At 36.4% G+C, this 25,054-nt stretch carries 23 protein-coding genes; 8 read left to right on the forward strand and 15 right to left on the reverse strand.

Features of this window, described 5'->3' with window-relative positions:
• Positions 1-26: 26 nt before the first annotated feature.
• The 6 genes from ACZ5R4_RS09125 to ACZ5R4_RS09150 all read right to left on the reverse strand — a co-directional run bounded on the left by ACZ5R4_RS09125 (position 27) and on the right by ACZ5R4_RS09150 (position 4,801).
• Positions 27-908: a metal ABC transporter permease gene (locus ACZ5R4_RS09125; RefSeq protein ID WP_464368389.1), complete on the reverse strand. Its 882-nt coding sequence runs from the start codon at positions 906-908 to the stop codon at positions 27-29.
• Complete coding sequence (locus ACZ5R4_RS09130; protein ID WP_109985775.1) at positions 905-1,810, reverse strand: metal ABC transporter permease; 906 nt, start codon at positions 1,808-1,810, stop codon at positions 905-907. Before ACZ5R4_RS09130 ends, ACZ5R4_RS09125 begins: the two co-directional genes overlap by 4 nt.
• On the reverse strand, positions 1,785-2,555 hold the full coding sequence (locus ACZ5R4_RS09135) for a metal ABC transporter ATP-binding protein (protein ID WP_464368390.1): 771 nt from the start codon (positions 2,553-2,555) through the stop codon (positions 1,785-1,787). Before ACZ5R4_RS09135 ends, ACZ5R4_RS09130 begins: the two co-directional genes overlap by 26 nt.
• Position 2,556: 1 nt before the next feature.
• The gene (locus tag ACZ5R4_RS09140; protein ID WP_464368391.1) at positions 2,557-3,495 is read right to left on the reverse strand and encodes a metal ABC transporter solute-binding protein, Zn/Mn family; all 939 of its coding nucleotides are present in this window, start codon (positions 3,493-3,495) and stop codon (positions 2,557-2,559) included.
• Positions 3,496-3,642: 147 nt separating this feature from the next.
• Positions 3,643-4,398 carry a DUF817 domain-containing protein gene (locus tag ACZ5R4_RS09145; protein WP_277678715.1) on the reverse strand — a complete coding sequence of 252 codons (756 nt, stop codon included), beginning with the start codon at positions 4,396-4,398 and terminating at the stop codon, positions 3,643-3,645.
• Between the two features lie 40 nt (positions 4,399-4,438).
• Positions 4,439-4,801 (reverse strand): nuclear transport factor 2 family protein, encoded by a 363-nt coding sequence (locus ACZ5R4_RS09150; RefSeq protein WP_054860869.1) that lies wholly within the window; start codon positions 4,799-4,801, stop codon positions 4,439-4,441.
• 419 nt (positions 4,802-5,220) lie between these two features.
• Here ACZ5R4_RS09150 and ACZ5R4_RS09155 point away from each other — a divergent pair, with 419 nt between their 5' ends.
• The 7 genes from ACZ5R4_RS09155 (at position 5,221) to ACZ5R4_RS09185 (ending at position 11,831) form a co-directional block, all read left to right on the forward strand.
• On the forward strand, positions 5,221-5,466 hold the full coding sequence (locus ACZ5R4_RS09155; RefSeq protein ID WP_347835935.1) for a hypothetical protein: 246 nt from the start codon (positions 5,221-5,223) through the stop codon (positions 5,464-5,466).
• A 398-nt stretch (positions 5,467-5,864) separates the two neighbouring features.
• Positions 5,865-6,170, forward strand: a complete 306-nt coding sequence (locus ACZ5R4_RS09160) for a CD3324 family protein (RefSeq protein WP_342767761.1) — start codon at positions 5,865-5,867, stop codon at positions 6,168-6,170.
• A 65-nt stretch (positions 6,171-6,235) separates the two neighbouring features.
• Positions 6,236-6,871: a FusB/FusC family EF-G-binding protein gene (locus ACZ5R4_RS09165; RefSeq protein ID WP_181397691.1), complete on the forward strand. Its 636-nt coding sequence runs from the start codon at positions 6,236-6,238 to the stop codon at positions 6,869-6,871.
• Between the two features lie 132 nt (positions 6,872-7,003).
• The gene (locus tag ACZ5R4_RS09170; protein WP_277678704.1) at positions 7,004-7,768 is read left to right on the forward strand and encodes an ABC transporter ATP-binding protein; all 765 of its coding nucleotides are present in this window, start codon (positions 7,004-7,006) and stop codon (positions 7,766-7,768) included.
• A 42-nt stretch (positions 7,769-7,810) separates the two neighbouring features.
• Positions 7,811-9,625: an ABC transporter permease gene (locus tag ACZ5R4_RS09175; protein WP_464368392.1), complete on the forward strand. Its 1,815-nt coding sequence runs from the start codon at positions 7,811-7,813 to the stop codon at positions 9,623-9,625.
• Positions 9,626-9,751: 126 nt separating this feature from the next.
• On the forward strand, positions 9,752-10,378 hold the full coding sequence (locus tag ACZ5R4_RS09180) for a LysE family transporter (protein ID WP_109985766.1): 627 nt from the start codon (positions 9,752-9,754) through the stop codon (positions 10,376-10,378).
• 130 nt (positions 10,379-10,508) lie between these two features.
• A complete protein-coding gene (locus ACZ5R4_RS09185) occupies positions 10,509-11,831 on the forward strand; it encodes an amino acid permease (protein WP_464368481.1) in 1,323 nt (440 codons plus the stop codon).
• 148 nt (positions 11,832-11,979) lie between these two features.
• On the opposite strand, the gene ACZ5R4_RS09190 is transcribed toward ACZ5R4_RS09185, so the two are convergent.
• Together ACZ5R4_RS09190 and ACZ5R4_RS09195 are read right to left on the reverse strand one after the other, a co-directional pair.
• Positions 11,980-12,534 (reverse strand): transposase, encoded by a 555-nt coding sequence (locus ACZ5R4_RS09190; RefSeq protein ID WP_464368393.1) that lies wholly within the window; start codon positions 12,532-12,534, stop codon positions 11,980-11,982.
• 80 nt (positions 12,535-12,614) lie between these two features.
• On the reverse strand, positions 12,615-13,061 hold the full coding sequence (locus tag ACZ5R4_RS09195) for a YndM family protein (RefSeq protein WP_054861181.1): 447 nt from the start codon (positions 13,059-13,061) through the stop codon (positions 12,615-12,617).
• Between the two features lie 186 nt (positions 13,062-13,247).
• Between ACZ5R4_RS09195 and ACZ5R4_RS09200 the strand changes: the two genes are divergently transcribed.
• Complete coding sequence (locus tag ACZ5R4_RS09200; protein ID WP_464368394.1) at positions 13,248-14,036, forward strand: VLRF1 family aeRF1-type release factor; 789 nt, start codon at positions 13,248-13,250, stop codon at positions 14,034-14,036.
• Between the two features lie 55 nt (positions 14,037-14,091).
• On the opposite strand, the gene ACZ5R4_RS09205 is transcribed toward ACZ5R4_RS09200, so the two are convergent.
• The 7 genes from ACZ5R4_RS09205 to ACZ5R4_RS09235 all read right to left on the reverse strand — a co-directional run bounded on the left by ACZ5R4_RS09205 (position 14,092) and on the right by ACZ5R4_RS09235 (position 24,831).
• Positions 14,092-16,629, reverse strand: coding sequence for a glycosyl hydrolase (locus tag ACZ5R4_RS09205; protein WP_464368395.1), 2,538 nt, complete (start codon positions 16,627-16,629; stop codon positions 14,092-14,094).
• A gap of 74 nt (positions 16,630-16,703) precedes the next feature.
• On the reverse strand, positions 16,704-17,630 hold the full coding sequence (locus ACZ5R4_RS09210) for a glycosyl hydrolase (protein ID WP_464368396.1): 927 nt from the start codon (positions 17,628-17,630) through the stop codon (positions 16,704-16,706).
• A 160-nt stretch (positions 17,631-17,790) separates the two neighbouring features.
• Positions 17,791-19,476, reverse strand: coding sequence for an ABC transporter substrate-binding protein (locus ACZ5R4_RS09215; protein WP_277678717.1), 1,686 nt, complete (start codon positions 19,474-19,476; stop codon positions 17,791-17,793).
• 71 nt (positions 19,477-19,547) lie between these two features.
• Positions 19,548-20,459, reverse strand: coding sequence for a carbohydrate ABC transporter permease (locus tag ACZ5R4_RS09220; RefSeq protein ID WP_109985761.1), 912 nt, complete (start codon positions 20,457-20,459; stop codon positions 19,548-19,550).
• Between the two features lie 12 nt (positions 20,460-20,471).
• Positions 20,472-21,428 carry an ABC transporter permease gene (locus tag ACZ5R4_RS09225; protein ID WP_109985760.1) on the reverse strand — a complete coding sequence of 319 codons (957 nt, stop codon included), beginning with the start codon at positions 21,426-21,428 and terminating at the stop codon, positions 20,472-20,474.
• Positions 21,429-21,557: 129 nt separating this feature from the next.
• Positions 21,558-23,072, reverse strand: coding sequence for a response regulator transcription factor (locus tag ACZ5R4_RS09230; RefSeq protein WP_109985759.1), 1,515 nt, complete (start codon positions 23,070-23,072; stop codon positions 21,558-21,560).
• A gap of 16 nt (positions 23,073-23,088) precedes the next feature.
• A complete protein-coding gene (locus ACZ5R4_RS09235; protein ID WP_277678709.1) occupies positions 23,089-24,831 on the reverse strand; it encodes a cache domain-containing sensor histidine kinase in 1,743 nt (580 codons plus the stop codon).
• Positions 24,832-25,054: the final 223 nt, after the last annotated feature.

Consider the following 25,054-nt stretch of genomic DNA (forward strand, 5'->3'; position numbering starts at 1 on the left):
CTACGGTGGTCTGTGAGTCGAATCCTCTAGGGCATTACATCAGTTGTGGCTGGCTTTACCCACTTGGAGACTAAACCATGCTTTGGAGAGAATAAAAAACTAATAATAAATATAACTCCTGTAGCTAAAGCCATTGATCCTGAGATAGAGGTATCGATAACAGTAGCAATATAATAGCCTAAAATAGCGGACAAAACACCGAATGAACTACTCATGACGAGCATAACCGATAGCTTGTCTGTCCAAAGATAAGCAGAAGCAGCAGGAGTGATTAACATCGCAACGACCATAATAGCTCCAACAGCATCGAAAGCAGCCACTGTTGTTACAGATACTAGGCTCATAAAAACATAATGCAAAATAAGTACAGGGATTCCTAAACTAGCAGCAAGAGCTGGATCGAAAGAAGTGATTTTCCATTCCTTATAGAAGACAAGGATAAAAAATAAAACAATCACAAACGCCAACCCAAGCATGGTAGTTGCAACAGGTATATTACCCAAAAGCGGTACAGCAGCCGTTTCCCAAGGAATAAATGTAATTTCTCCCATAAGGGCATGCTTTACATCTAGGTGTGCATTCCCCACCGATGTTGCAATTAGGATAACCCCTATAGCAAATAATGTCGTAAATACAATACCCATCGAGGCATGCTGTTCAATGTCCAATGTATGGAGCCATTGTACAAAGAAGGCTGTTAATAAACCTGCTATGATTGCCCCAATAAGCATATGAGGACCGCTTAACTCTCTTGTCATTAAAAAAGCAATAACAATTCCTAATAAAACCGTGTGACTAATCGCATCAGCCATCATCGCCATTTTCCTCAGTATTAAGAAGACACCAATTAATCCACAAGTTGCACCAACTAAGCATGCAGTTAAAATAATCCATGCTGAGTAAGTCATTTACCCACCCCCTGAGCATGAAGCTGTGCTAGTTTTTGTCGCTTCTTAAATTGATAATAGTTCACTAAGATCCCTTTTTGTATACCAAAGACAAGTGAGAAAACAAATTGAATCGAAGCAAATAGAACAATAAACGGGCCTGTTGGCCATCCACTTCCAAGGGTGCTTACTGCCGTACCAATCGCTCCAGCTAAGCCACCAAACAATGCGGACAATAACAACATCTTTCCAAAGGAGTGTGTCCAATACCTAGCACTAACAGGTGGTATAATGATTAATGCAGCAATTAAAATAACTCCTACTGCTTGAATCCCGATAACAATGGTTGTGACAAGTACTAAGGTATATAACACATTCATTCCTTTTAAAGATAAGCCAATTCCTTTTGCAAAGTCAGGATCAAACAAATATATTTTCCATTCTTTGAACATCATGACAACAATCATTATAGATACACAGGCAAGAATAATCATTGTCCATACGTCTGATCGGACCATTGCTGCTGCCTGCCCATAGATAAAACTATCCAGGCCTGCCTGGTTTCCACCAGCTGACCGATTAACAATCGTTAATAGCATGATGCCTAATCCATAAAAAACCGACAGGATCATCCCCATCGCTGTATCCTCCGTGATTCTTGAATTTTTGCGAATTGTCTGGATAAAAACAGCACCGAGCAATGCACTAACTGCAGCGCCAGCAATTAATAGATACAAATCCTTTCTCGCAAATAATAGGTAGGCTATCACAACCCCAGGAAGGGAAGCATGAGCCAATGAATCACTCATCAGGCTCTGCTTCTTCCAATATGCTAAACATCCTATCGTTCCTGCAGCAATTCCCAAAACCATTGTACTCATCAGAACCCACTGTGTATTACTTGTTAAAAGAGCTGACCACATGACCATTCTCCTTTCCGGAGGTAATCCACAACATATTCCCTCCATACGTTTCTGAGATGTTAGTCGGATTAAAGGTAGTTTCTGTTTTCCCATAACGAATGACTGTCTTATTTAATAGGAGAACATGGTCAAAATAGTCTTCAACTGTTTGAAGGTCATGATGGACAACGAGAACCGTTTTACCTAAATTCTTTAATTCTTGCAAGATTTTCATGATTGCTTTCTCTGTTGCCGCATCCACTCCAGCTAGTGGTTCATCCATAAAATATAACTCAGCGTCTTGCACTAATGCACGTGCCAAAAATACTCTTTGCTGCTGTCCACCAGAAAGCTCACTAATTTGTCGATTAGCATAACTCGCCATCCCCATTTTATCTAGTGACTCGTATGCTTTTTCTTTATCCTCTCGTGTTGGACGTTTTAACCAACCAATATTACCGTACAACCCCATTGTGACAACATCTAATGCATTTGTAGGAAAATCCCAATCAACGGAACCTCGTTGAGGAACATAACCAATTTTCTTTTTTGCTTTTTTAAAGGGTAAACCGAAAAATTCTATTTCCCCAGTTAAAGCTGGATGGAGATCTAGAACTGTTTTGATTAATGTGGACTTACCTGCACCGTTTGGACCAACAACACCTGTTAGAGACCCGGCCTCTATGTCGAAATTAACATCATATAATACCTTGTTTTTTCGGTAGGATGCAGCTAAATTGACTACTTTTAGTGCTGAATGTGTCAAGTTATTCCTCCCCTTTACTTAAGGAATCATAGATTGTATCGATATTGTGATGGTACATTCCTACATATGTACCTTCCTCCGTTTCAGGATCACCCATTGCATCAGAGAAAAGCTCGCCACCAAGGGATACATCTATTCCTTGATTCTTCGCCCCTTCAATCACTGCTTCTATAGAGTCAGGATTAATACTACTTTCGACAAAGATTGCTGGCACAGAGTAATTTTTAATGATATCAATCGTGTCATTAATGTCAGAAACACCTATCTCATCTTCCGTACTTAGCCCTTGCAGTCCAATCACTTCCATATTATGCATATTTCCAAAATAACCAAATGCATCATGGGCTGTGACGAGAACTCGGTTTTCTTCAGGTATAATCTGAAGTACCTCTGCTTCCTTTTTCACCTGATCTAATTCTGCAAAATACTCCTGTTTATTTTCTTCAAAATATGTTGCATCATCCGGTGAAAATTCCTTCAATTCTTCCACTGCAGCCTCTAGTGCTTGCTTCCATAAATCAATATCAAACCAAATATGCGGATCCACTGCTCCTTCCTCATCCTCTAGCAAAGAATCTTCAGAAATGGTATCCCCAATGGCTAAAACGGGCTTAGAATCGCCTATTTCTTCAAACATTTTCTTCATGTTCACTTCTAAATCGAGGCCATTATAAAAAATAACATCTGCTTCATCGACCTTTTTTACATCACTCTGTGTTGGATTATATAAATGTGGGTCTACGGATGGCCCCATTAAGCTTTCGACCTCTACACGATCTCCTCCTATCACAGATAGTGGTTCTCCTATTTGTGCAATCGTTGTGACTACTTTCACTTTGTCACTACTTGAATCATTCTTAGAAGATTTTACTTCATTCCCACAAGCTGCCAAAAATAGAACAAATCCCAGTGTCAAAAATAAACTCCATTTCCTTTTCATTTTAATCTCCTCTCCTTTTTCCCTTAGGAAACTTTTTGTTGTAACTAAAAATTAACGCAATATTTTCATTTTGTCAAGAATATTTCTTCAAGGAAACTTTTCTCGGAATAAAAAATGGATGCGATTATCGCATCCATGTGATGAAAGTTATTCTCTTTTCCCTTTTATATGCTTAAGCATAGCCACAATTAAAAAGCTAACAATGACTAATAATAGCCATGAGCTGATTTTGCTGAAGTGAACAATATGCCATGTTTCTGATTGATTAGGATATTGCCATGCCCCAAAGAAGGTAGCAATATTTTCTGCTATCCAAATAAAAAAACCAATTAATACGAATGCAAGGACAACAGGCATCTTATACGTAATGGCATTCACCTTGAAGTAAACGATGGTACGGAAGAATAATAGGATAGTTGCAATTTTTAAGAGCCAACGAAAATCATAAATATAATGATGGGTGAAAAAATTGAAATAAATAGCAGCACTCAGAAGGAAGACCGCCCATGTCTTTGGCCAATGAACTATCTCTACATCGAGTCTTCTCCATGCCTGACACAAATAACTTGCAACACTTGCATACATAAATCCACTATAAAGCGGAACACCGAATACCTTACTCCACGCCTCTTCAGGATAACTCCATGATCCCATATGTACTTTATAAATTTCTAACGCAAGACCAATTACATGGAAAACACCAATAACTTTTACCTCATCCCATGTTTCCATTTTAGTTATCATCATAAAAGCTTGCGTTAATAGACAAATTAATAGAATAAAATCATAACGTGGAATAAATAAAGTCTCCATTATTTGGGTAATGGCAAGTGTTGAAAAAATAATAACAGCGAAAAAGCAAGATTTTGCCTCTTCTAAGCCAAATGTCCAAAGCTGTTTCATGGGATGAAGGGTTTTTTGTGTAATCGCAACAAACATCTATTTAGTGAACCTCCAGCACATAACTGATGATCTCTTTAATTTTTCCATCCTTATGCTTATTTAATCGATAGATATCACAAAAACTATAATGCTTCTGTTCACCATCCGAATTGGTAGAATGAATCATTCCATTAACCGCTGCTTCTTTCCCATGTGTAATCATATGCTCGATTTCTAATTCAAAGTCACTATCATTATCCATACCCGTCAATGCTTGGGTTAAGGCTTCTATTCCGTTTATCGTATCGGAACCAACCATGCGCCATACAATATCATCTGTAACACTAGCGAGAATCTTCTCAATATCTCCTTTAACGAATGCTTCATTAAATGTACGAAAAAATGCTTGATTTTTTGTTTCCAATTACTCCACGCTCCTTTTTAAAATAAGTATACCATATGGTGGCTTCAGATAAGAGGCTATGCTATAATAAGGAAAATTTATGCATAAGGAGTGACTCCCCATTTCTATCCTCTCCCCTCTTGGATAAACATGGCTACCCCACAATCCCAATTGAGACCCTCGTTGTTTTTACACATAAGAAGGTTCACCTTACTTTCAACCACCCTGATTTAATCACCTCTCAACAACTCCCTGCAAGGCTTAAGAGGATCACACAAAAATATCCAACCAAACTTCTACAAAGAAATGAATTATACCATCTAGGAAGAAAATTAATATCTCTGCACGAGGAACGTGGTAGTGCATTTATAAATCCTAATGACAAGATATTTCCCAAAATAAAAAGAGGCGTATTTTGCAACAGATGTAAGCCTATCATTATGCGGCGCATCTATGGTTCTTGGGAATGTCCGAAATGTAAAAAAAGAAATTCGTTAGCGCATTTAGCTGCACTTGAAGATTTTTATTACCTATTCGGTCATACGATTACTAATCGCCAAGCCAGATGGTTTCTTTGCATGGATTCTGTTTATACCACTTCTAGATTACTTCAATCATTAGGCATGAAAAGATCTGGTATTACGAAGAATGCGAGATATGATCTGTCTAGTTTGTTTAAGAGATAATTTTTTGCGAGTAGTGCTTGCTTTTTGTAGTTTCCGCAGTATTTTTGCGAGTGCCTCCCGCTTTTTTGCAACTTCCGCTTTATTTTTGCAAGTGGCTCTCGCTTTTTTGCAACTTCCACTGTATTTTTGCAAGTGGCTCTCGCTTTTTTGCAACTTCCACTGTATTTTTGCAAGTGGCTCTCGCTTTTTTGCAACTTCGGCTGTATTTTTGGAAGTGCCTTCTCTATTCAAAAAAAAGCGAACTTGAGGTAAACTGTAATAGTAATGGAGGTGTTTGGGATGGCAAGACAATTGCCCGAATTTACACTGGCCCCTGCAAAGCCTAGAGATTGAGGCGATACTTTGCTAGGGGTGATACCACTATTATCGCCTGATAAGCGCTACTAGGCTTTGCCCTTATGATAAACAAAATAATAAGGAGCTGGCTTGAAATGAAGGCGCATGAAATTTTACCAAAAGAGCTTTTAGACGCGATACAAGAATACATTCAAGGAGAAACTATCTATATCCCTAAAAGAGCGAATTCCTATCAAAAGTGGGGAATTTGTTCGGGGAGTAGACAGTATTTAGATAAACGCAATCAGGAGATTCGAAAAGCTTTTCGGTCCGGAAAATCAATGGAAGAACTTGCTCGGGTCTATCATTTATCCACAGAATCGATAAAGAAAATTATTTATGCCAAGAAAAAAGAAAAATTGCTCTAAGAGTATTTTTTCCATAGTTACATCTCACAATATTTGCTACACTTTAAATGAGGAGTGTGGTAACAATGGAAGCTTTTCTTACAGTAGATCAATTCCATCTAATTCGAAAACAAGCGAAAGCAATTGTGAATGCATTATCCACCACTACAGATAAGCATGTACAAGATGCAGCCAAGACGATGGCATATGAAAAGGCAACGGAAAATCTTGAGTCAATAACATCCGAACAAAAAGATCGAATTGATCATATTTTACAATTAAAAAATAAAGAGGATATGGAGGAATATCTTCTATCCCTGAAAGAACTTGTCATTCCTTTTCCTGAGATATCGGAGCAAAGGATTCGAAAGCTTTTCCCAAAAATAAAAAAATTAAAAGCCCCTGACCTTTCTGAGCTGGATTTTAAAGAAACCGTCTATCTTCGTTGGTTTGACAAGGGATTAAATAAAAGCTTTTTGATCGTACCTTTCAAAGATAAATTTATAGGTGTGCAAGGTTATTTAGAAACCACACAACATAAAGGAATCTGTTCCATCTGCAATGGACTTGAAGAAGTATCGTTATTTACGAGTGAGAAGAAAGGCAAAATTCGTGGGACCTATTCCAAAAAAGGAAATTATATCTGTAAGGATCCAGCAGTTTGTAATGGTCATTTAAGTGACCGGAAACAATTAAACCAATTTATAGAAAATTTGAAGTAAGGAGTCATCGATTAAGATGGCTTCTTTTTTATTCTTACAAAAATGTAAGACACTTGAAAGAAAAATCGATAGGTAATCTATAAATGGCTAGTCTACAATAGAAACAGCAAATTGTTACAGGAGGGAAAAAACATGGAACAATCCGTTGTACATGTAAAAAATGTTCAAAAAATATTTGGAAAAAAATCTGAAACAAACTTCAAAGCATTAGATGATGTATCATTTGATATCTATCCGGGGGAATTTGTTGGAATCATGGGCCCTTCAGGAGCTGGGAAGACGACTCTATTAAACGTCGTATCCACACTTGATACAGCATCATCTGGAACCATTGAAATTGCGGGCAAAGATATTACTTCGATGAAGCAAAAAGAGTTAGCTGATTTTCGTTCAGATCAGTTAGGTTTTATCTTTCAGGATTTTAACTTATTAGAAAATTTAACGATTTATGAAAACATTGCCCTACCACTATCCTTACAAGGGATTTCTATTAAAAAAATTAAACCACTTGTCACACAAGTAGCCAATAAGCTAGGCATTAGCGAGATATTAGAAAAATATCCTGCTACGGTTTCTGGGGGACAAAAGCAACGAACTGCTGCAGCAAGAGCGCTCGTTCATGAACCAGCTATAATCCTCGCAGATGAACCTACAGGTGCATTGGATTCCAAAAATGCCCGAAGTTTAATGGAAACATTAAAACAGCTAAACGACCATCATGAAGTTTCCATCATGCTTGTCACACACGATCCTCTTAGTGCCAGCTATTGCGAAAGAATTTTGTTTATTCAGGATGGCACAATCTATAAGGAAATCCATCGGCTAAGTGATCAAGCAGCCTTTCATCAAGAAATATTAAATGTATTAGCAGAATTCTCTAGCTTGGAGATGTCATAAGGAAGGAGAAGGAAAATGCTTTTTAAACTACTAAGCTCTAGTATGAAAAAAATGTGGAAGGATTATCTTGTATTATTGTTTGGACTTACCATATCCATTGCTATTTTCTATATGTTTCAAACACTCGCTCAGAATAAAACATTTCTTGAAGAAAATGCCTTGATTAGCCCAATTGTGTTCGTCTTCCATGCGGGTTCATTTATCCTAGCGATTGTCACGATATTTTATATTTTCTATGCTACTTCGTTTATTTTGTCATTAAGACAAAAAGAGCTTGGAATGTATATGACCTTAGGAGCTAAGAAAAACAAAGTGACAAAAATGATGTTTATCGAGACACTAATGATAGGGATGATTTCTCTTGCCATCGGTCTCTTTGTTGGAGTTGGAATCACAGAAGTCATTTCTAAAATGATCATGAATCAATTAAATTTCTCTGGAGAAGGATTTCAACCTTTTTATCCTTCCTCTCTGATAACAACTATTATTTTCTATGTGATTCTTTTTCTATTAACAGCAATGGTCAATGCATGGAAAGTAGCTAAGAAAACGGTACTGGAATTGTTACATTCTGAACAAAAGGCGGATATTCTCACATCAAAAGGATGGAAAACGGTGATAGGAGCGTTTATTTCATTGCTCCTCATAGCTATTGGATACTATGTGATGATTCATATGGGTACCTTCCTACATGTTGGCGTCATCGTAGCTGTATTTACAGTAACACCAGGAACTTACTTTTTCTTTATGGCATTGTTACCTTTTCTCATCAGAAGGGTTAAATCAATTCGCTCTATCAATGAAAAAGGACTAAATTCCTTCACGTTCGCTCAATTACGATTTCGGATTAGTCAGCTAACAAAAGTACTTGGAACGGTTGCGATGTTAATTGCGTTAGGTTTAGGGGCGATGGCTGCAGGCTTATCGTTCTATCACAATACAGCTATTCAAGCATCTCTTGTACATGCAAATGATGTCACCATTCATCAACCGACCGAGGAAGAATTAAGTGAAATCGAGAGCTGGGAATTCATTGAAAAAAACAGTTATAGCTACAAGGTGACAGAGGATGGCGTTTATTTTCTTAAAAATGACTTACAGAACAGCCCACCATCCATCAAAACGTATAGTGATGATCCTAGTGCATTACCAGTAGAGGAAAGAGTAACAACACCACTAAGTCAACCCGAATATTCTCAAGGAGAAATTCCTGAAGATTGGTTAGAGGCTTTCCGATCCGAACTCTTGGTAACTCCTAGCCTTTTCGGTGAACGGGAACTCTATATACTTGATCAACAAAGCTTTGAACAGCTAAATGCTTCTGCGGAGCAAATAATACTAGGTAAAGTGGAAAGCTTCACTGATCATATCGAGATATTAAAACAGATAGATAAAAAACATGTTAATCTTGCAAAAGCGTACACCGGAGAAAAGCCACTCATGATTGGAAGTAAATCAGAAACTTATACCTCCTTAAAAAACCTTGCAAGTGGGACTATTTTTATGGGATTGTTTCTAGGCGTCGCTTTTCTTATGATGATGGCGAGTGTGCTAATGTTTAAATTACTATCCAGTGCCACAGCTGATATAAAGAGATATCATATGTTAAACAAAATAGGGGTGAGAAGAGAAAAATTATCCAATTCTATCCATAAAGAATTATTTTTGATCTTCTTATTCCCTGCCCTACTCGGATTTGTCCATGTGTTAGTGGGAATGGAAATGTTCTCCATTATTTTAATCGAACCATTCACAAAATTTTGGATTCCTGTGGTTATTTTCCTTATTATTTACTTCTTGTACTATTTATTGACAGTACAAATGTATAAAAGGATTGTTTTACCCAAAAAGAAATAATAGGAAAACGGCATAAATCTAATGCCGTTTCCCTAGCCTCTTACGCAAATATCTCCACCCTTGTTCTACTTATCCAACTATTGAATAGAAATAGTACAAGCCATATATTGTTAAGGGGTGAAAACTTTGGGGATATTTTTCAGCTATGTTTTTCTTGGATTATCACTAGCGGCACCGCTTGGGCCGATCAATGCTGCACAAATTAATCAAGGAATTAAAAATGGTTTCCTTCATTCATGGTTCCTTGCGATTGGTTCTTTATTTGCTGAATTATTATTTATTTTAGCTGTATTTTTTGGGGTAGTACATTTCTTGGAAACGCCACTAATGAAAACATTCCTTTGGTCATTTGGAACATTCGTACTAGGCTATACAGGGATCGAAAGCTTAAAAAGTTCACATAAACTAACGACAGATAATCATCGATCAAAGGACAGCTTACTTAAAGTTTTTACAACAGGATTTTTGATTTCCATTAGTAACCCGCTTTCGATTCTTTTTTGGCTAGGGATTTATGGATCTGTCCTAGCTAATACGATTCACAAATATGATACTAGTCATTTGTTTTTATATACAGCAGCGATTGTGATTGGATTGGTCGTGTGGGATATTTTTATGGCTTGTGTTTCAAGTAGCTTTCGGCATCTTCTTAATCAAACCACTATTAAATGGATTTCGATGATAACAGGAATTTCCTTAATTGGGTTTGCTGTCTATTTCGGCTATCAAGCATATTTTTTAATCTTCCGTTAAACGCATTATCTAACTTTGGATAATGCGTTTTTTTAAGCTTCTTCACTCAAGCTCTTCTAATGAGTTTTTCTAAAACGATTTGGGTACAATAAGGATCATGTTATTGTAAAGGAGTTATAGCATGCATCGGATGACAAGACAAAAATCCTCTACTAAAGGAGATCTGACATGGTGGCAGCTTTCCTTAACTGGAATAGGGTGCACCATTGGAACAGGTTATTTTCTCGGTTCAAGTATTGGGATTAGCCTTACTGGCCCTTCCATCGTTTTTTCCTTTATTTTAGCAGCACTTGGAACCTATATTGTATTCCATTTTCTTGCCAAGATGTCCGCAGATGACCCTCAAGAAGGTTCATTTTGCTACTATGCCAATAAAGCATTTGGTAAATGGGCAGGTTTCAGCTGTGGATGGAATTACTGGAGTTCGAGTATTCTAATAATGGGAAGTCAACTTATTGCTCTCTCTATCTTAACACAGCTTTGGTTTCCAAATATCCCACTATGGGTTTTTGCTGCCATGTACTCTATTCTTGCTATTTTAGTGGTATTACTCGGAACAAAAGGATTTGATAAGGTAGAGGACATTTTGGCAGTTATTAAAACAGCTGCTATTATCATATTCATTATCATGGCATTTGGGGCATTATTCGGTTGGTTTACTGGTACCAATGTCAAACAACCTGGGATTCCAAATTCCTTGAAACAGCTTTTCACTGGTGGATGGCAAGGATTTTGGTCCTCACTCATTTATGCTTTTTATGCTTTTGGAGGAATTGAAGTAATCGGCTTAATGACGATTCGTTTAAAGAAAAAGGAAGATGCACCAAAATCAGGTAAATTGATGCTCCTACTATTAGCATTGATATACATTGTTTCTATTGGTCTTTCCGTTACTTTGGTGTCAGTTGAAGCATTTGATCCAAATGAAAGTCCTTTTATTACAGCACTGGCTGATTATCATTTGTCTTATTTTAAGCATGGATTTAATGCAGCTATTATCATTGCGGGTTTTTCTGCAATGACGGCTACATTATTTGGTGTCATGACACTTCTCGTAACTTTAGCAAAAGATGGTGATGCGCCTCAACTTTTCGCAAAAAAGATCAACAAATTTAAAAATTTACCGCTACCATCCCTAGCTCTTGCAACAGTTGGTCTATTAGCATCTATTATCATCGCATTGCTATTACCTGAAAAAATTTACGAATACATCACCACAGCAGCGGGGATATTACTGCTGTACAATTGGGCATGTATCATCGCTTCGTCCTTGAAATTGCAAAAACAAAGAAATAGGCTACATTCCTTTGTTGGATTATTCGGGGTTTTGTTGTTAGGCATTACGGTTATAGGTACACTTGCTGAAAAAAGCATTCGACCAGGATTTTATATTTCCATACTGCTACTCATCATCATTGGAATTGTCACTATTTATCGCAATAAGAAAAGTTAAAAAACGAGAAGAGCAATGAACTGCCTCCTGTCAAGTAGACAGGTAAATAAACAAAACATTTTGTGCCATGTATGACTTTCATGCATGGCCTTTTTATGCTGGAATTTTTAAACCCATCTTCAATGTCACGCGCTTTGTGTTATAGAACTCAATATACGCCTCGCCCATCTACTAGTCCTTCAGAACCGTGGGTTTTATACTTTTGTACCCATGAGTAAACATTATTATAGGAAACTCGATATTTTTCAGCTGTCTCTTTATACGATAAGTTATTGGCTAAACATGCTTGGATAACCTCTATTTTTTCTTCTTGTGTCACTTTTCTACTTTTCATTGTATACACCTCGGGATATGGAGAATAAGTTTTTAATCCTTCTCCCTTAGTATACTTGATGATCCATTCTCGAACAGTATAATCAGATGGAATGTTATATTTACGAGCTAATTGAATGACTGGTATGCCTTGTTCTATGTGCTCTTTAACAATAGAGTCTTTAAACTCTTTAGAATAACGATTATTTCTCTTTTTCGTTTGAATGCCTGTAAGCCCATGTTCTTGGTATCTTAGTACCTTATCATTAAATATCGAATCACTTAGCAACAAACCTTTTTCACATAGCTCTCTATAACTCCATCCTTCATCCAGATACATTTGAATATATCTTTCAAGTTCTTCAACGGTATGCTTACTATAAGAACGCATAAAACTCCCCCTAAAGTAGATTTGTTTTTTTCATTGTCTACTTTAGGGGGAGCATATCACAAAGGCCCTTCTCGTTTTCTTTATTCCTCGTTCTTCTTGTAGTTTTCTTCCTTGTCAATTGGATGAATTTCTTCTGCTGATTCTGTCTGAATGGATCTAGGTCTCATATCAGTAGTTGACTCTTGATCATCCAGATTTGATGCAACGTATTTATGAAAGAAATATTCAAATATTGTTAAGGCAATTGATGAAATGAGCGTCGCTTGTAAAACATCATCCCCAACAGTTAATGCATCTGTCATCAAATAAATAACGACAAAAGACAAAACAAAATCAGAAATAGTCGCAACCGTATTATTCGTTCTAGGTAAAATTATTCGGTCTCCAAGAATATATGACAAGACTCCTAATACTAATGTAATGAGAAAAACATTACCAAACGAAACATCGTAACCTATACCTAAAATTACATAGAGGAGTGCTAAACTAATGAAAAACTTTACTGCCATCATTTTTATATGTTCCACACCAAACACCTCCTTTTTCTTATGTAGCTTTTGTAATGTTGATAAACCTATTCCTAATTTCTTATGGAAAATTTTGGACAGTAAAATTATTCATATGTTTTAATGGATCGATTTCAGGTTACAGATAAGGGAAGGTCTAATATTAAACGAAGGAGTGGGTAGAATAAAATGAATATCGCTAAGGAAATGAAGAAATTAGAATCCATTTATCTAGAGAAGCCCAATCGCGTTTTTACCATGTACTTAAATACAGACCCAGCAGATCCTGAACAACAAGGCGGAGAGTGGAAAATCCACCTGAAGAATGGATTAAAAAATTTTGATAACTACTTACAAGAGGATGGTAATTCTGAGGAGAAGCGGAATTACTGGACCGTGAAAGAAAAAGTAGAAAAATATATGAAGGAAAATGAATTAGAACTTGCTAAAAGTGTAGTCATCTTCGCCACAGCGGATGATTCGATCTGGTTTGCAGAAAAATTTCAAATGCCTGTTCAATCAGAATTTGAATGGAGCGACTCTGCAAAGCTTGACCAATTAAAACAGATCTATAACGAATTCCCTAAAACAGGAATTATTCTTACACAAAAGGAAGCCGTAAAGGTTTTAGATACAGAGCTTGGAACCGTTAAAGACTCACATATATTCGAATTAGACATCGAAACAGAAAACTGGAAAAAACATTCAGGACCACACCGTGCTCGTGTATCCATGGGAAGTGGTGGCAAAAGTACAAAACAAGAGCAATTCAAGGAAAGGTTTAACGCAAACCGTTATCGTTGGTATAAAAGCCTTGCCTCTACATTGGATCGATTTGCTAAGGGATTGAATTGGGAGCAGATTTATATTGTTGGAGATAAAGATGAAGTAAACGATCTTAGAGAAAATATGAACAAGCCGATTAAAAAGGTCGTTAATAAAAATATGCTCGATCATGAAGAGATGAAAATCATTCATGAAGTTGTCCTTCACTAAAACTTTTTGTTTAAATCGATGTAAATCCACCCATAATCGGGTGGATTTACTACTATTAGTTGCGCTTCAATCTTCTGAATAAGAGGGCACCAATACCAAATAGAAGGGTAATTCCTCCGATTACCAACCAATTATACATAGATGTCGCGGTATTAGGTAGTGATTGTTCCTTTTTTGAATCATCAGTGGTCAGCTTACCTTGCTCCATCCCTATTACTTCTTTATCCATTTTGTCTTTTTTTTGATCTGTGGAGGGTTGTTCGTTTGCATCTGTTTTGTGCTCCACTTGCTTATCATGATCAGATGCTTGCGAGAGTTCTTTTTCATCAAATACCGAAAAGATAGTAAAGTGATCTGTTTCCGCTGTTATCCACTTATTCTCGATTTTGCCACCGATCCCTATCCATTCTGACTGCTGTATGTTCCAATAATAAATTTTTTGATTGTCATTAGGTTCTTTCATTAAGAAGGATAGTTGAACACTAGAAGAGAACTGACTGATAATCCGATCGTTTTGCTCAAATCTTAAATCATATAATTTTGTTGTGGCATGCTCCCCATGTTCTAATGCCTTTTCTTCTATTCTTTCTATCGATAAAGTTAGTGGTGAATCCGATGGGAATAATTTCATATTATAATTCATTCGAAGATCATCTTTTCTTACATGAATTTTATTATTTTTCTCTTTTAAGCTTTTCATTTGCTCGTGATTGAAGACAATCTGTAAATGATCAGTATTCTTTGGTATCTTCAATTCTAATAATCCATTGATATCGAGATTCTTGATACTCTTATCAGGTAAAACATAATGATCACTTTTCTTAACTAAATCCAATGACAAATAGCTTGTCAGCCTTTTTACACGGATTAAGTATTTAGACTTTGTTCCATCTTCTGCAGTTACTTCAATGTGAATAATATTATCGCCTGATTGGAGCTTAATCCCTTTAGTCAAATCCGTATTACCATTAATCGTAACAGTTGCAAAATGGGAATTAGCAACAGGTGACAATATGATTTCATCCACTGTTTTCTCAACCTCTAACGTATATTCCTTTACATTTTTGGAAAAGCCCGGGCTCAGCTGTCCTGTAGAAACCGTTAAATTTTGCAGACTGGTATCAGAACTTTTCTCCTGTCCATATGTCGTTAAGTCCGGTAATTCCTCTAATGTGATTACTTTTTCGTGATTATATACTTTCTGTAAATGCTCTTTGCTATTATTTTCTGTAATTAGACCAATCCAGGTTGTAAAATAACTATACATGGAATGGTAGCGGTCTAACATGTCTGGATCTGGGATTGGCCCATTTTCCGTCATCGCAATTAGCTTTTTATTAGAGGAAAGATCAACAAGTGCTTCATAATTATTATTTTGTGGGGAATAATTATATGCACCTGGGTAAGAATCAAAGCTAACAATATCGACATAATCATCACCTGGATACCAAGCTGGATCAACAGAGTTCCATACCCATATTAAATTATTTAATTCATGATAATTCGTTAGTCGATCATACATTACCTTCCATAGCTTTATTGTTGGCTCTGGTCCTTTCGCTCCCCACCAAAACCAACCGCCCTCTGCCTCATGCAATGGTCTCCATAGAACTGGCACGTTTTCCTCTTGTAATCGCCTTAATTGCTCAGCGATTGCATCAATATCCCGAATGAGTAATTGATAATCCTCTGATTCAGGATGATTCATGGCATATTCCACATCAAACGTTGTTGCATCTGTATAAAACCCACTCCACCATGGCTGCTCCTCCGTATCTAACAGATCCTTAGGTGCATTCCAATGCCAAGCAAATGCAACAATTCCCCCTTTCTCAGACCATTCAAGTGCGAGATCAACATCATGAGAAACTGCTCCTCTTTCGACACGTGATGGACTATAATCCATCAAATCTAAGCCTAGAATAGCTGGCGTTTTTCCTGTTAACTCTTTAATATATTTGACATCAGCTAAATCATTATTAGCATCATCTTGTTGACCTGAGATGATATTTTTACCAAAGTTATCCACTAAATAGCTAAACAAAGTCTTCGTTTCTGTCGTTGCATTAGGATTGATTAATTGTTTTTTCACTTCATGATCAATTGAAGGTTGTGCCAAAGATAGCTTAATAAAATCAATTGCAAAGTGTGTCCAATTTGGTGTAAAGGCAATAGTATTCGATCCTTCATTTAGTAATACTTTTCCTACTGGGGATTCTCCAAAACCTTCTCCCAATTCGAAGGAAGTAAAGGCCTCCCCATTTAATTGAATATTTGCATGTTTACCTCCACCATATATTCCGCCATAACCAACAGTTAAGTTATATAAAGCCTTGTCAGGCACATCCATAGTAAAAGTAACTTTCGCATCATCTTCAGTAAAATTACCAACATATCCAGTCCCAGAGTAACCAGGCATGTCATCTTGCACGGTAAGTCCGCTTAATGTAGCTTCTTCCGCCTCAAGTTTTAATTCATCAACTTCGTTTCCCGTTTCCGCGTATGCTGATACAACACCTGATTCAGCTAAACTTAGTACCAAAGTAACAAAAAATAGAAGAATAATTATTCTATTTAACAAATACCTTATCATTATTAACTACCTCCACAAAATTAATCTCCTATATAAAACGCTTACAAAATAGTACCAAAAGAGAAAATCACTATCTATCTTAATTTCATGTTAGGCACTTTATCTAACGTAATTACATATTCGTGATTATATATATCCTTTAAATAACTCGGAGTATTTTGTTCCTTAATGTGAATGGTATGCCATGTTAAAAACCACACCCATTTTGCCCCATTTTCTATCATCTCATCAGGATTTGGAATTGGCCCGCATTCATGAAAAGCTACTGGCATTTTCTTACCTACTATGTCAATAACCTTTTGATACAATTCAGTCTGTGGTACTGAGTTATAAGTATCTGCACCGGCAATATCAACATAATCATTTCCTGGGTACCAGCCATTTTTTATTTTTCCAGAGTAACCAAGCACCCAAATCAAATGGTTCAAACCATGATATTTAGTATAACGATCATACATTAGTCGCCAAAGTTTTATAAATTGTTCCGAGCCACCTTTTCCCCACCAGAACCAAGCTCCATCAAATTCATGAAATGGTCTCCAAAGAATTGGTACTCGAGCATCTTGCAACTTTTTAAGTTGTTTTGCAACATCATCCATTTTAGCAATCATACCATTATATAGATCTGTTCCTTCTGTTAATGCCTCTTCCAAATTAATCGTTCCCTTAGAGGATTCATATCCTATCCCATTTGGTGGTGATCCCCAGTGCCAGCATATAGATACGATCCCGCCTTTTTCCCACCATTCAATTGATCGCTTATTGACACCTTCATAATCTTCATTGATATAATCAAGACCACGAATCGCAGGAAGTTTACCTGTTTTTTCTCTAATATAATCTAGCTCATCATTTGCGGGTGCTTTCCAATCGGATTCTTGTTGCCCTGAAAGAATGTTATTTCCATAAATTCCACAGATATATTCAAATAATTTTTTTGCTTCATAACTTGCATTTGAATTAGATAAATTATTTTTTTTTACATTTATTTTTCCTTCCAAATTAATATTTCCTCCTTTATTCGTTTTCATGAGTTAAGCATTGTGAATGTAACGCTGTGAACGAAAATTTCCTTTTGCATAGTTAGCGCGCTTTACATTTCTCCAATGTTAACAATCCTCGGGAAGACTGTATTCTTTCCGAGGATTGAATGAAATAAGCTCAATTACTCCATAATTCCACTTTCTCTTGAATAAGCTTTGTATATTCTTCTTCCGCTTTTTCAATATTTGCATTTTCCAAGGACGTCATAAATTCATCCCACACATTTGTGAAATTATCCGGTTTAGCCAATACAGCTTCTGGTACAAGCTTCTTCGTAATATCCAGTGCTCTTTGATTCAAGCCTTGTAATTCTGAATTAGCAGGGATAGAAATATTATAGGCAGCTCCCCAAGGCTTAACTGGGAATTCTTCTGCAGATGGATATAAATCCTTCCAAAGCTCCACTCCATATGCTGCTAATACTTCTTTTTCTATATCTGTTTGATTTTTAATGGCGATTTCCCGTGTATTTACTGTATAGGTCTGGCCAGTTGAATCTAAAACGCCATCTCCATAGCGTGGTGCAAATCGAAGGAAGTTATAGCCAATACCAGTTTTCTTCAAATAATCCTTATCATTATTACGCTTTTCCCATTCCTCTTCTGGAATCACGCGTTTTCCGTCAACGACCTCGTAATGCTCTCCTTCAATTCCCCAGTTCAGCATAATTTGTGTTTCCTCTGATGCTAGATAATCCAAAAATTTAATAGCACGAACGGGGTCTTCACAATCCTCTGTGATACTAATGCCCCATCCCGCTTGCAAGCCGATGCTTTGATAAGAATGGTTGACATACTCCTCACTTAATGTCACTGGATAAACACCATACATTCTCTCCGTTTTTCCAGCTTCTCTTAATGCTTCTTGTCCGCTGTTCATCATATAATCAGGACCAATGGTAGCAAGCACGCGACCAGATGCAAGCTTAGCATCAAATTGATCACTTTTTTGGACAAATGTTTCTGGGTCTAATAATCCTTCTGCATTTAGTTCATTGTACCACTTGAACACTTCCTCTTCGATTGGACGGCGGTAATGTAACGTAGCCTCATATGTTTCGGGATCTACGTAATATTCACCATCATCACCAGCCCCTGTCATCATAAATCCTGAATTTAAGAAGGATGCTTGTATTCTCCAGCTATCTGTATTCATTGTTAAACCTATCGTTGGCTGACCGTCAATCTGTGGATGTAACTCTTTATATTCTTTGATCACATTTTTTAAATCATCTAATGTCCTTAATTCAGGATAACCTAATTCCTTTACGACAGCGTGCTGTACCCATGCTCCGTAGGTTGGTGTCATTGCCTGGTTATCAATGGCTGCAGTTGTTAGGACATAAATCGATGGATCCTCTTCACTCCATTTCAATCGGTTGATTCCATCACCAAGCATTTTTTTCAAATTTGGGGCATGCTCTTCGATTAATGGAGCTAAATCTATTAGTGCTTCGGCATCGACTAACTGTCCCGCACCTTTTGAGACAATTAAATCAGGATATTCTCCACTTGCAACCATTAAAGGAATTTTGGTTTGCCCACCTTCAATATCAAATTCTGGATCTAGGGTAACACCAGTATCTTCTTTGATTTTACGACCAATTGGTGTATCCATATCCTCTACCCAGTCAGGGTTCGTATCGGAATCAAATACAGTAAAGGTTACCGGTTCATCTCCTGAAGAGCTTTCTGTGCTAGGCTTCTCTTTCTCTTCACTTGATGTCTTGTCATCAGAGCCTTGACATGCGACAAGAATAGATAAAAACATCGTAATAAAAACAAAACATAAGAGCTTTCTCATTGTACCCACTTTTTTTCCTCCTATCATTTATTTATTGCATAAACAGGGGTTCCCTGTTAATACCAGTAGTTTTACTGCTTCACAGCACCTAATGTCATTCCTTGAATAAAATATCTTTGAACAAACGGATAAACTAAAATAATCGGAATAACAGTAACCATGGTAATCGCCATTTTAATCGATTGGGGAGATACCATATTGGCTTGCTCGCCTTCATTTGGACGCATCAGATTGGCATCCTGACTCCCGCCCATTGTCGTGTTCTCTAATATTTTCATCAGCTCATATTGCAGTGTGGTTAAATTTTCATTCATACTATTGTATAAATACGTATCAAACCACTGATTCCACTGGCCAACAGCGACGAATAATGCAATCGTAGCAAGTACTGGCTTACATAATGGAAGAATTATTCGATAGAAAATCGTGAAATCACTCGCCCCATCCATCTTGGCAGATTCTTGAAGGGAAAATGGTAAGCTATCCATAAAGGAACGAATGATGATGATATTAAAGGCGCTAACTAAACCAGGCAGAATGTACACCCAAAAGGAGTTGATTAAGCCTAAATCACGAATCAGCATATAACCAGGAATTAACCCACCAGAGAAATACATCGTAAGAACAATTGCAGTAGATACAAACCGCCTTCCTTGAAAGTCCGTCCGACTTAAAGTAAACGCTACCATAGCTTGGATAAATACACCTAAAACCGTCCCAATAACTGTTCTTAACACAGAATTAAAAAAGCCTGTAACGAGATTATCGTATTTCATAATTTCCATATAATTATTAAAGGTAAACTCTCTAGGCCATAAATAAATGCCACCTCGGATGGTGTCTGTTGAATCATTTAAGGAAATCGCCAACACATTTAAAAATGGATACAAAGTGACAATAATTACAACGATTAAGAAGCTATAATTAATGATGTCAAACAGATAGTCCTTATACGATAATTGATTTAAAGATTTTTTCGCCACTTCACACTCCTCCTACATAACACTTTGATTCGAATATTTCTTAAAAATACCATTTGCTAGGAATAATAAGAAAATACTGACAACAGAATTGAAAATACCAATAGCTGTACCATACGAGAATTGCCCAAGTCCAATCCCATAGTTAAGCGCATACAATTCTAGGACTTCTGCATAATCCACCACAAGTGGGTTACCTAATAGCATCTGTTTTTCAAAACCGATTTGAATTAAATGGCCAATATTTAAGATTAGTACAACTAAAATAGTGGGGCGAATCCCTGGTAAGGTAATATGCCATATTTGCCTGAATCTTCCTGCTCCATCTACTTTCGCTGCTTCATATAATTGAGGATCTAACCCCGCTATTGCTGCTAAAAAGATGATCGCATTCCAACCCATTTCCTTCCAAATGTCCGAAACCGTTACAATACCCCAAAACCATTTTTCTTGGGCCATAAATTGAAATGGTTCATCAATAATACCTATTCCCATTAATAAATCATTGACAATCCCACCATCTGTCGAGAGCATTTTTGTCACAATCCCTGCTACAACCACCCAGGATACAAAGTGTGGCAAGTACGTAACCGTTTGAGTCACTCTTTTGAATATCGAGTGACGAACTTCGTTTAATAAAATGGCAAAAATAATGGGGATTGTAAAACCAAATAATAATCCAAGAAAACTCATAGCAAGCGTATTTCTTAATGCTAAGAAAAACCGCTCATCTTGGAATAGTGCAATAAAATGCTCAAATCCTACCCATTCTTGCTCCCATATTGCATTACCTGGACGAAAGTTCTGAAAAGCCATCGTCCAGCCCCAAACAGGTAAATAATTGAAAACAAAAACCCATGCAACAAATGGCAGTGACATCAAATATAATATTTTCTGATTTTTTGCTGTCTTCCAAAAGCTATGAACTTTTGTTTTGGAAGTGTTTGTTGATTTTTTTGATGCTAATTCCATCTAATCCCCCCTTCTTCTTAGGTTAATTCTAACTTAATCTATTAGTTAAAAATACCATACAAATTAACACAAAAATCATATAAAAATCAAAGAAAGCGCTTACTGATAATGGATCAAAAAAAGAGCTGTCTAACCCAGCTCCTTTTTAGAAAACTCCTTCTTCTGACTCTTTTTTCGAAACGTGGAAGGGGACATACCTACATATTTTTTAAACTTACTATGAAAATAATCAGGATTAGAATAACCTACTTTTTCGGCAACCTGATAAACTTTGAAGCCTTGTAGCAAAAACTTCTTACCATTTTCCATTCTAACTTTATCTAAATACGTATTAAAATATTCTCCCGTGTGGGCTTTAAATAATTTACCTAGATAGACTTTATGGTAATGGACAACTTCTGCAATATTATCCAATTTGATATTCTTATGATAATTTTGTTCGATTAAATGGATCATTTTGTTTACAACGATCTTTTCTTTATTGCAATCGATCAGTTCGACTATTTCTTTGATAAATTGATGAATAAATTCTACTAATTGTGTCACATGATAGAGGTATTCTATTTCTGTTAATTCATATAATTTATGAGAGAATGTTTCTCGTTTTTCAGGATATTCTGTGCTTAGTGTATTGACGATGGAGGATAAAAGCTGAATAAATCGCTTTTTTATTTTTGCTTCTGTGTATTCTTTTGCCTCTAGACTTGCTGTTATTTTCCAAATTAGTGGATGGATGTTACTCCAATCCCCTATCTCTACAGAATACACGAACTGTTCCTCTAATGCTGATAAGGATATCCGAGACTCCTCCACATATTCCCTAATATGGAGAGAATCCTTTGTTACTATTTGATCCTCGATATAGAAAAAGCTTTTTCTCATTAACTCTAAAGCCTCTCTGTAACAGGTTGCTAAATCTTCTACTTTGCCAACAGCCTGTGATCGTACGGAGAAATAGGAAATACCATATGCTCCCAAGAGGTTGTCTAATTCAGATGGGATCGTAACGGCTTCTCCCTTTTGTTCTATTACTATTCCCAAATAAGAGTCCTTCGTAAAAGGTACACTTTCTTGTAAGGATTCCTTAAGCATTTGTTTTAAGTCAAGATCATTCTTTTTATAACATTTAATTAGTATAATAGTAAACTTGTTCCAATAGATCATTTGTTGAAGCTGTACCGCAGCTTCTGTCGTAATCTCATCTGATAGAGCAGCTTGGATAAGTTTTTCTATCTTCCCTTTTTTGTTTGCATGATGGCTTGTCTTTTCTAGATCCAGATTTTTCTTTATCTCTACTAAATAACTTAATAATTCCTCTTCATCTACTGGTTTAAGCAAGTATCCTGAAACATGATATTGTATGGCTTTTTTAGCGTAATCAAATTCCGCATGACCACTTAATATGAGGAAACAAATTTTCTGATCCTTTTTTCTAATGGCTTCGATTAGTTTGATACCCGAAATCCCTGGCATTTTTATATCTACAATCATAAGGGAAGGTCTTCTTTTCTCAAAGAGTTCCATTGCTTCAGTAGCATCAGCAGCAATATTAGTAATTGTAAAACCATAACTCTCCCAATCAACAAGTGTAGCTAATCCTTGGCGTGTTCTTCGCTCATCATCAACGATCATTACTTCATACATCTTGTATCCCCTCCATTCATTTTATATGAAACGATATGTTAGTCCCTACATTTGGAATACTTTGAATCGATAATCCTGTTCGGGCACCATACGTGAGTTGAATTCTTTGATGAACGTTGCGTAGTCCGATTCTCACACCGGATTTTTCTTCCTTTTCCGAGAGGGATGCTATAATGGCATCTAATTTTTGTTTCGTTATGCCGATACCATTATCGCTTACTTCTACATATAATCCTCCTTCTACCAACTGTGTTTTCACATGTATAGTCCCACCCGAACGATTTCCTTCTAGTCCGTGAATAACACTGTTCTCTACTAATGGCTGGATGATAAGTGGAGGAATCAAAAAATCCCTTGTATCAGGATCTATATCTAAGTAATAGTTTAACCGTTCATCATAGCGAAATTTTTGAATTTCTAAATACCATTCAATTACTTCTATTTCGCTTTCTAACTTAATTTTTCCAGAACCTACTTCAATACTGTTTCGCATTAATTTTCCTAGTAATTTGATCACACGCGCTATTTCCTTTTCCCCTTTATAATGTGCCTCCATTCGAATGGATTCAAGGCAATTAAACAGGAAGTGTGGATTGATTTGACTTGCCATCATTTTAAATTTGATTTCATTTTGCCTTCTCTCTAATAACCTTTTTTGTTTATTGGATTCATATACTTCTGCTAAGAGATTCCTTGTATTACTCACCATGACGTCTAGTTGTTTCGATAGCATCCCTATTTCATCATTACCATCGATTACGATAGATGTTTCAAAATTGCCCTTAGCTACTTGATTAATCTGCTTTGTTAGGATGATAAGTCTATTGGAAAGCAATTTAGAAAGATAATAAATAATTATTAGTGCAACACTTACACTTATCATCACAACAGTGGCACCCATTTTTCCAAAGTGCTGAGCGTTTTGTACGATCGTCTCATCTGAAATAATGGAGATAATTCGTAGCTTATTATCACTTTTTTCTAAGGAAATTTCGTCAACAAAAATTCTCTTCGATTCGTCAGAAGTTACATCTTGAAAAATCCCTAATTCCCCTTCCATTACTTCTGGCGCAGTAAGAATGGAGTTCAATTTTTTCCCACGAAATTCTTTTTGATTTGTAGCAATTACATGATTCTGTTCATCTACAAGAAGAATCGGCTCTGATTCCTGGGATAAAATTCGATTTAACGTTTTAGTATTCACATTTATGACCAAAAGGCCATTTGTGTCAAATTCCGATGAGGTTATCTTTCTAACTAAACTTAAATAGTAATAGTTGTTTTTCGTTTCATCTTTCAGATAAAGCCAATGTGGAGTAGGATCCTTATTCATGGCATGCTGATACCAATCCTTACCTTTCAATTCTTTCGAAACAGGGATTATTTCCCAATTGTTTAATAATGTTGGATTATCCATATAAAATCGAATATTCGAAATTTCCGTACTATACATATCTTGATAATATTTTAATGTGTCATATTGCCAGTAGGCATCTACTACATCATAAACAGACTGATATTCTTTATTGACTAGTTGGATGAATCGCTTATCGATGCTAATATTATCAGCCAAGTAGACAGGAACCTTTAAAACTTCTAATGTTCGCTCCTTAACACGTTCCATATTAATGGTGGCTTGCTTTTCTGCCTCTTCTAGGGCTACCTGTCTTAACTCATTCGTCAGATAACCACCGATAATGATAACAGGGATAAAAACAACCAAAACAAAGGAGATAAAAAGCTTATTTCGTAATTTCATATGGTTGACTTTCTCTTTAAGGTATTTTTTAATATAGCTCACCTCTTTGTTTAAGTATATGTGCTTCTTATATTACATAACGAGATGATTTCTTGAAGAAAAATCTGATCCAATTAGCTAATAAATTTAATTATTAGCTTCTCCTTTAAGTAAGTATATTAATGAAAACACTTACATTTTATCATATTATAACTTAATAATTTTAACTAGGCTATTTTTTCAG

The sequence above is a fragment of the Gracilibacillus sp. JCM 18860 genome (genome assembly GCF_055395245.1).

Coding starts and splice junctions, on each gene's coding strand:
- ACZ5R4_RS09125 (WP_464368389.1), bottom strand. CDS start 908: ATGACTTACTCAGCATGGATTATTTTAACTGCATGCTTAGTTGGTGCA.
- ACZ5R4_RS09130 (WP_109985775.1), bottom strand. CDS start 1,810: ATGTGGTCAGCTCTTTTAACAAGTAATACACAGTGGGTTCTGATGAGT.
- ACZ5R4_RS09140 (WP_464368391.1), bottom strand. CDS start 3,495: ATGAAAAGGAAATGGAGTTTATTTTTGACACTGGGATTTGTTCTATTT.
- ACZ5R4_RS09145 (WP_277678715.1), bottom strand. CDS start 4,398: ATGAAACAGCTTTGGACATTTGGCTTAGAAGAGGCAAAATCTTGCTTT.
- ACZ5R4_RS09155 (WP_347835935.1), top strand. CDS start 5,221: ATGCGGCGCATCTATGGTTCTTGGGAATGTCCGAAATGTAAAAAAAGA.
- ACZ5R4_RS09160 (WP_342767761.1), top strand. CDS start 5,865: ATGATAAACAAAATAATAAGGAGCTGGCTTGAAATGAAGGCGCATGAA.
- ACZ5R4_RS09165 (WP_181397691.1), top strand. CDS start 6,236: ATGGAAGCTTTTCTTACAGTAGATCAATTCCATCTAATTCGAAAACAA.
- ACZ5R4_RS09170 (WP_277678704.1), top strand. CDS start 7,004: ATGGAACAATCCGTTGTACATGTAAAAAATGTTCAAAAAATATTTGGA.
- ACZ5R4_RS09175 (WP_464368392.1), top strand. CDS start 7,811: ATGAAAAAAATGTGGAAGGATTATCTTGTATTATTGTTTGGACTTACC.
- ACZ5R4_RS09185 (WP_464368481.1), top strand. CDS start 10,509: ATGACAAGACAAAAATCCTCTACTAAAGGAGATCTGACATGGTGGCAG.
- ACZ5R4_RS09190 (WP_464368393.1), bottom strand. CDS start 12,534: ATGCGTTCTTATAGTAAGCATACCGTTGAAGAACTTGAAAGATATATT.
- ACZ5R4_RS09200 (WP_464368394.1), top strand. CDS start 13,248: ATGAAGAAATTAGAATCCATTTATCTAGAGAAGCCCAATCGCGTTTTT.
- ACZ5R4_RS09205 (WP_464368395.1), bottom strand. CDS start 16,629: ATGATAAGGTATTTGTTAAATAGAATAATTATTCTTCTATTTTTTGTT.
- ACZ5R4_RS09215 (WP_277678717.1), bottom strand. CDS start 19,476: ATGAGAAAGCTCTTATGTTTTGTTTTTATTACGATGTTTTTATCTATT.
- ACZ5R4_RS09225 (WP_109985760.1), bottom strand. CDS start 21,428: ATGGAATTAGCATCAAAAAAATCAACAAACACTTCCAAAACAAAAGTT.
- ACZ5R4_RS09230 (WP_109985759.1), bottom strand. CDS start 23,072: ATGTATGAAGTAATGATCGTTGATGATGAGCGAAGAACACGCCAAGGA.
- ACZ5R4_RS09235 (WP_277678709.1), bottom strand. CDS start 24,831: ATGAAATTACGAAATAAGCTTTTTATCTCCTTTGTTTTGGTTGTTTTT.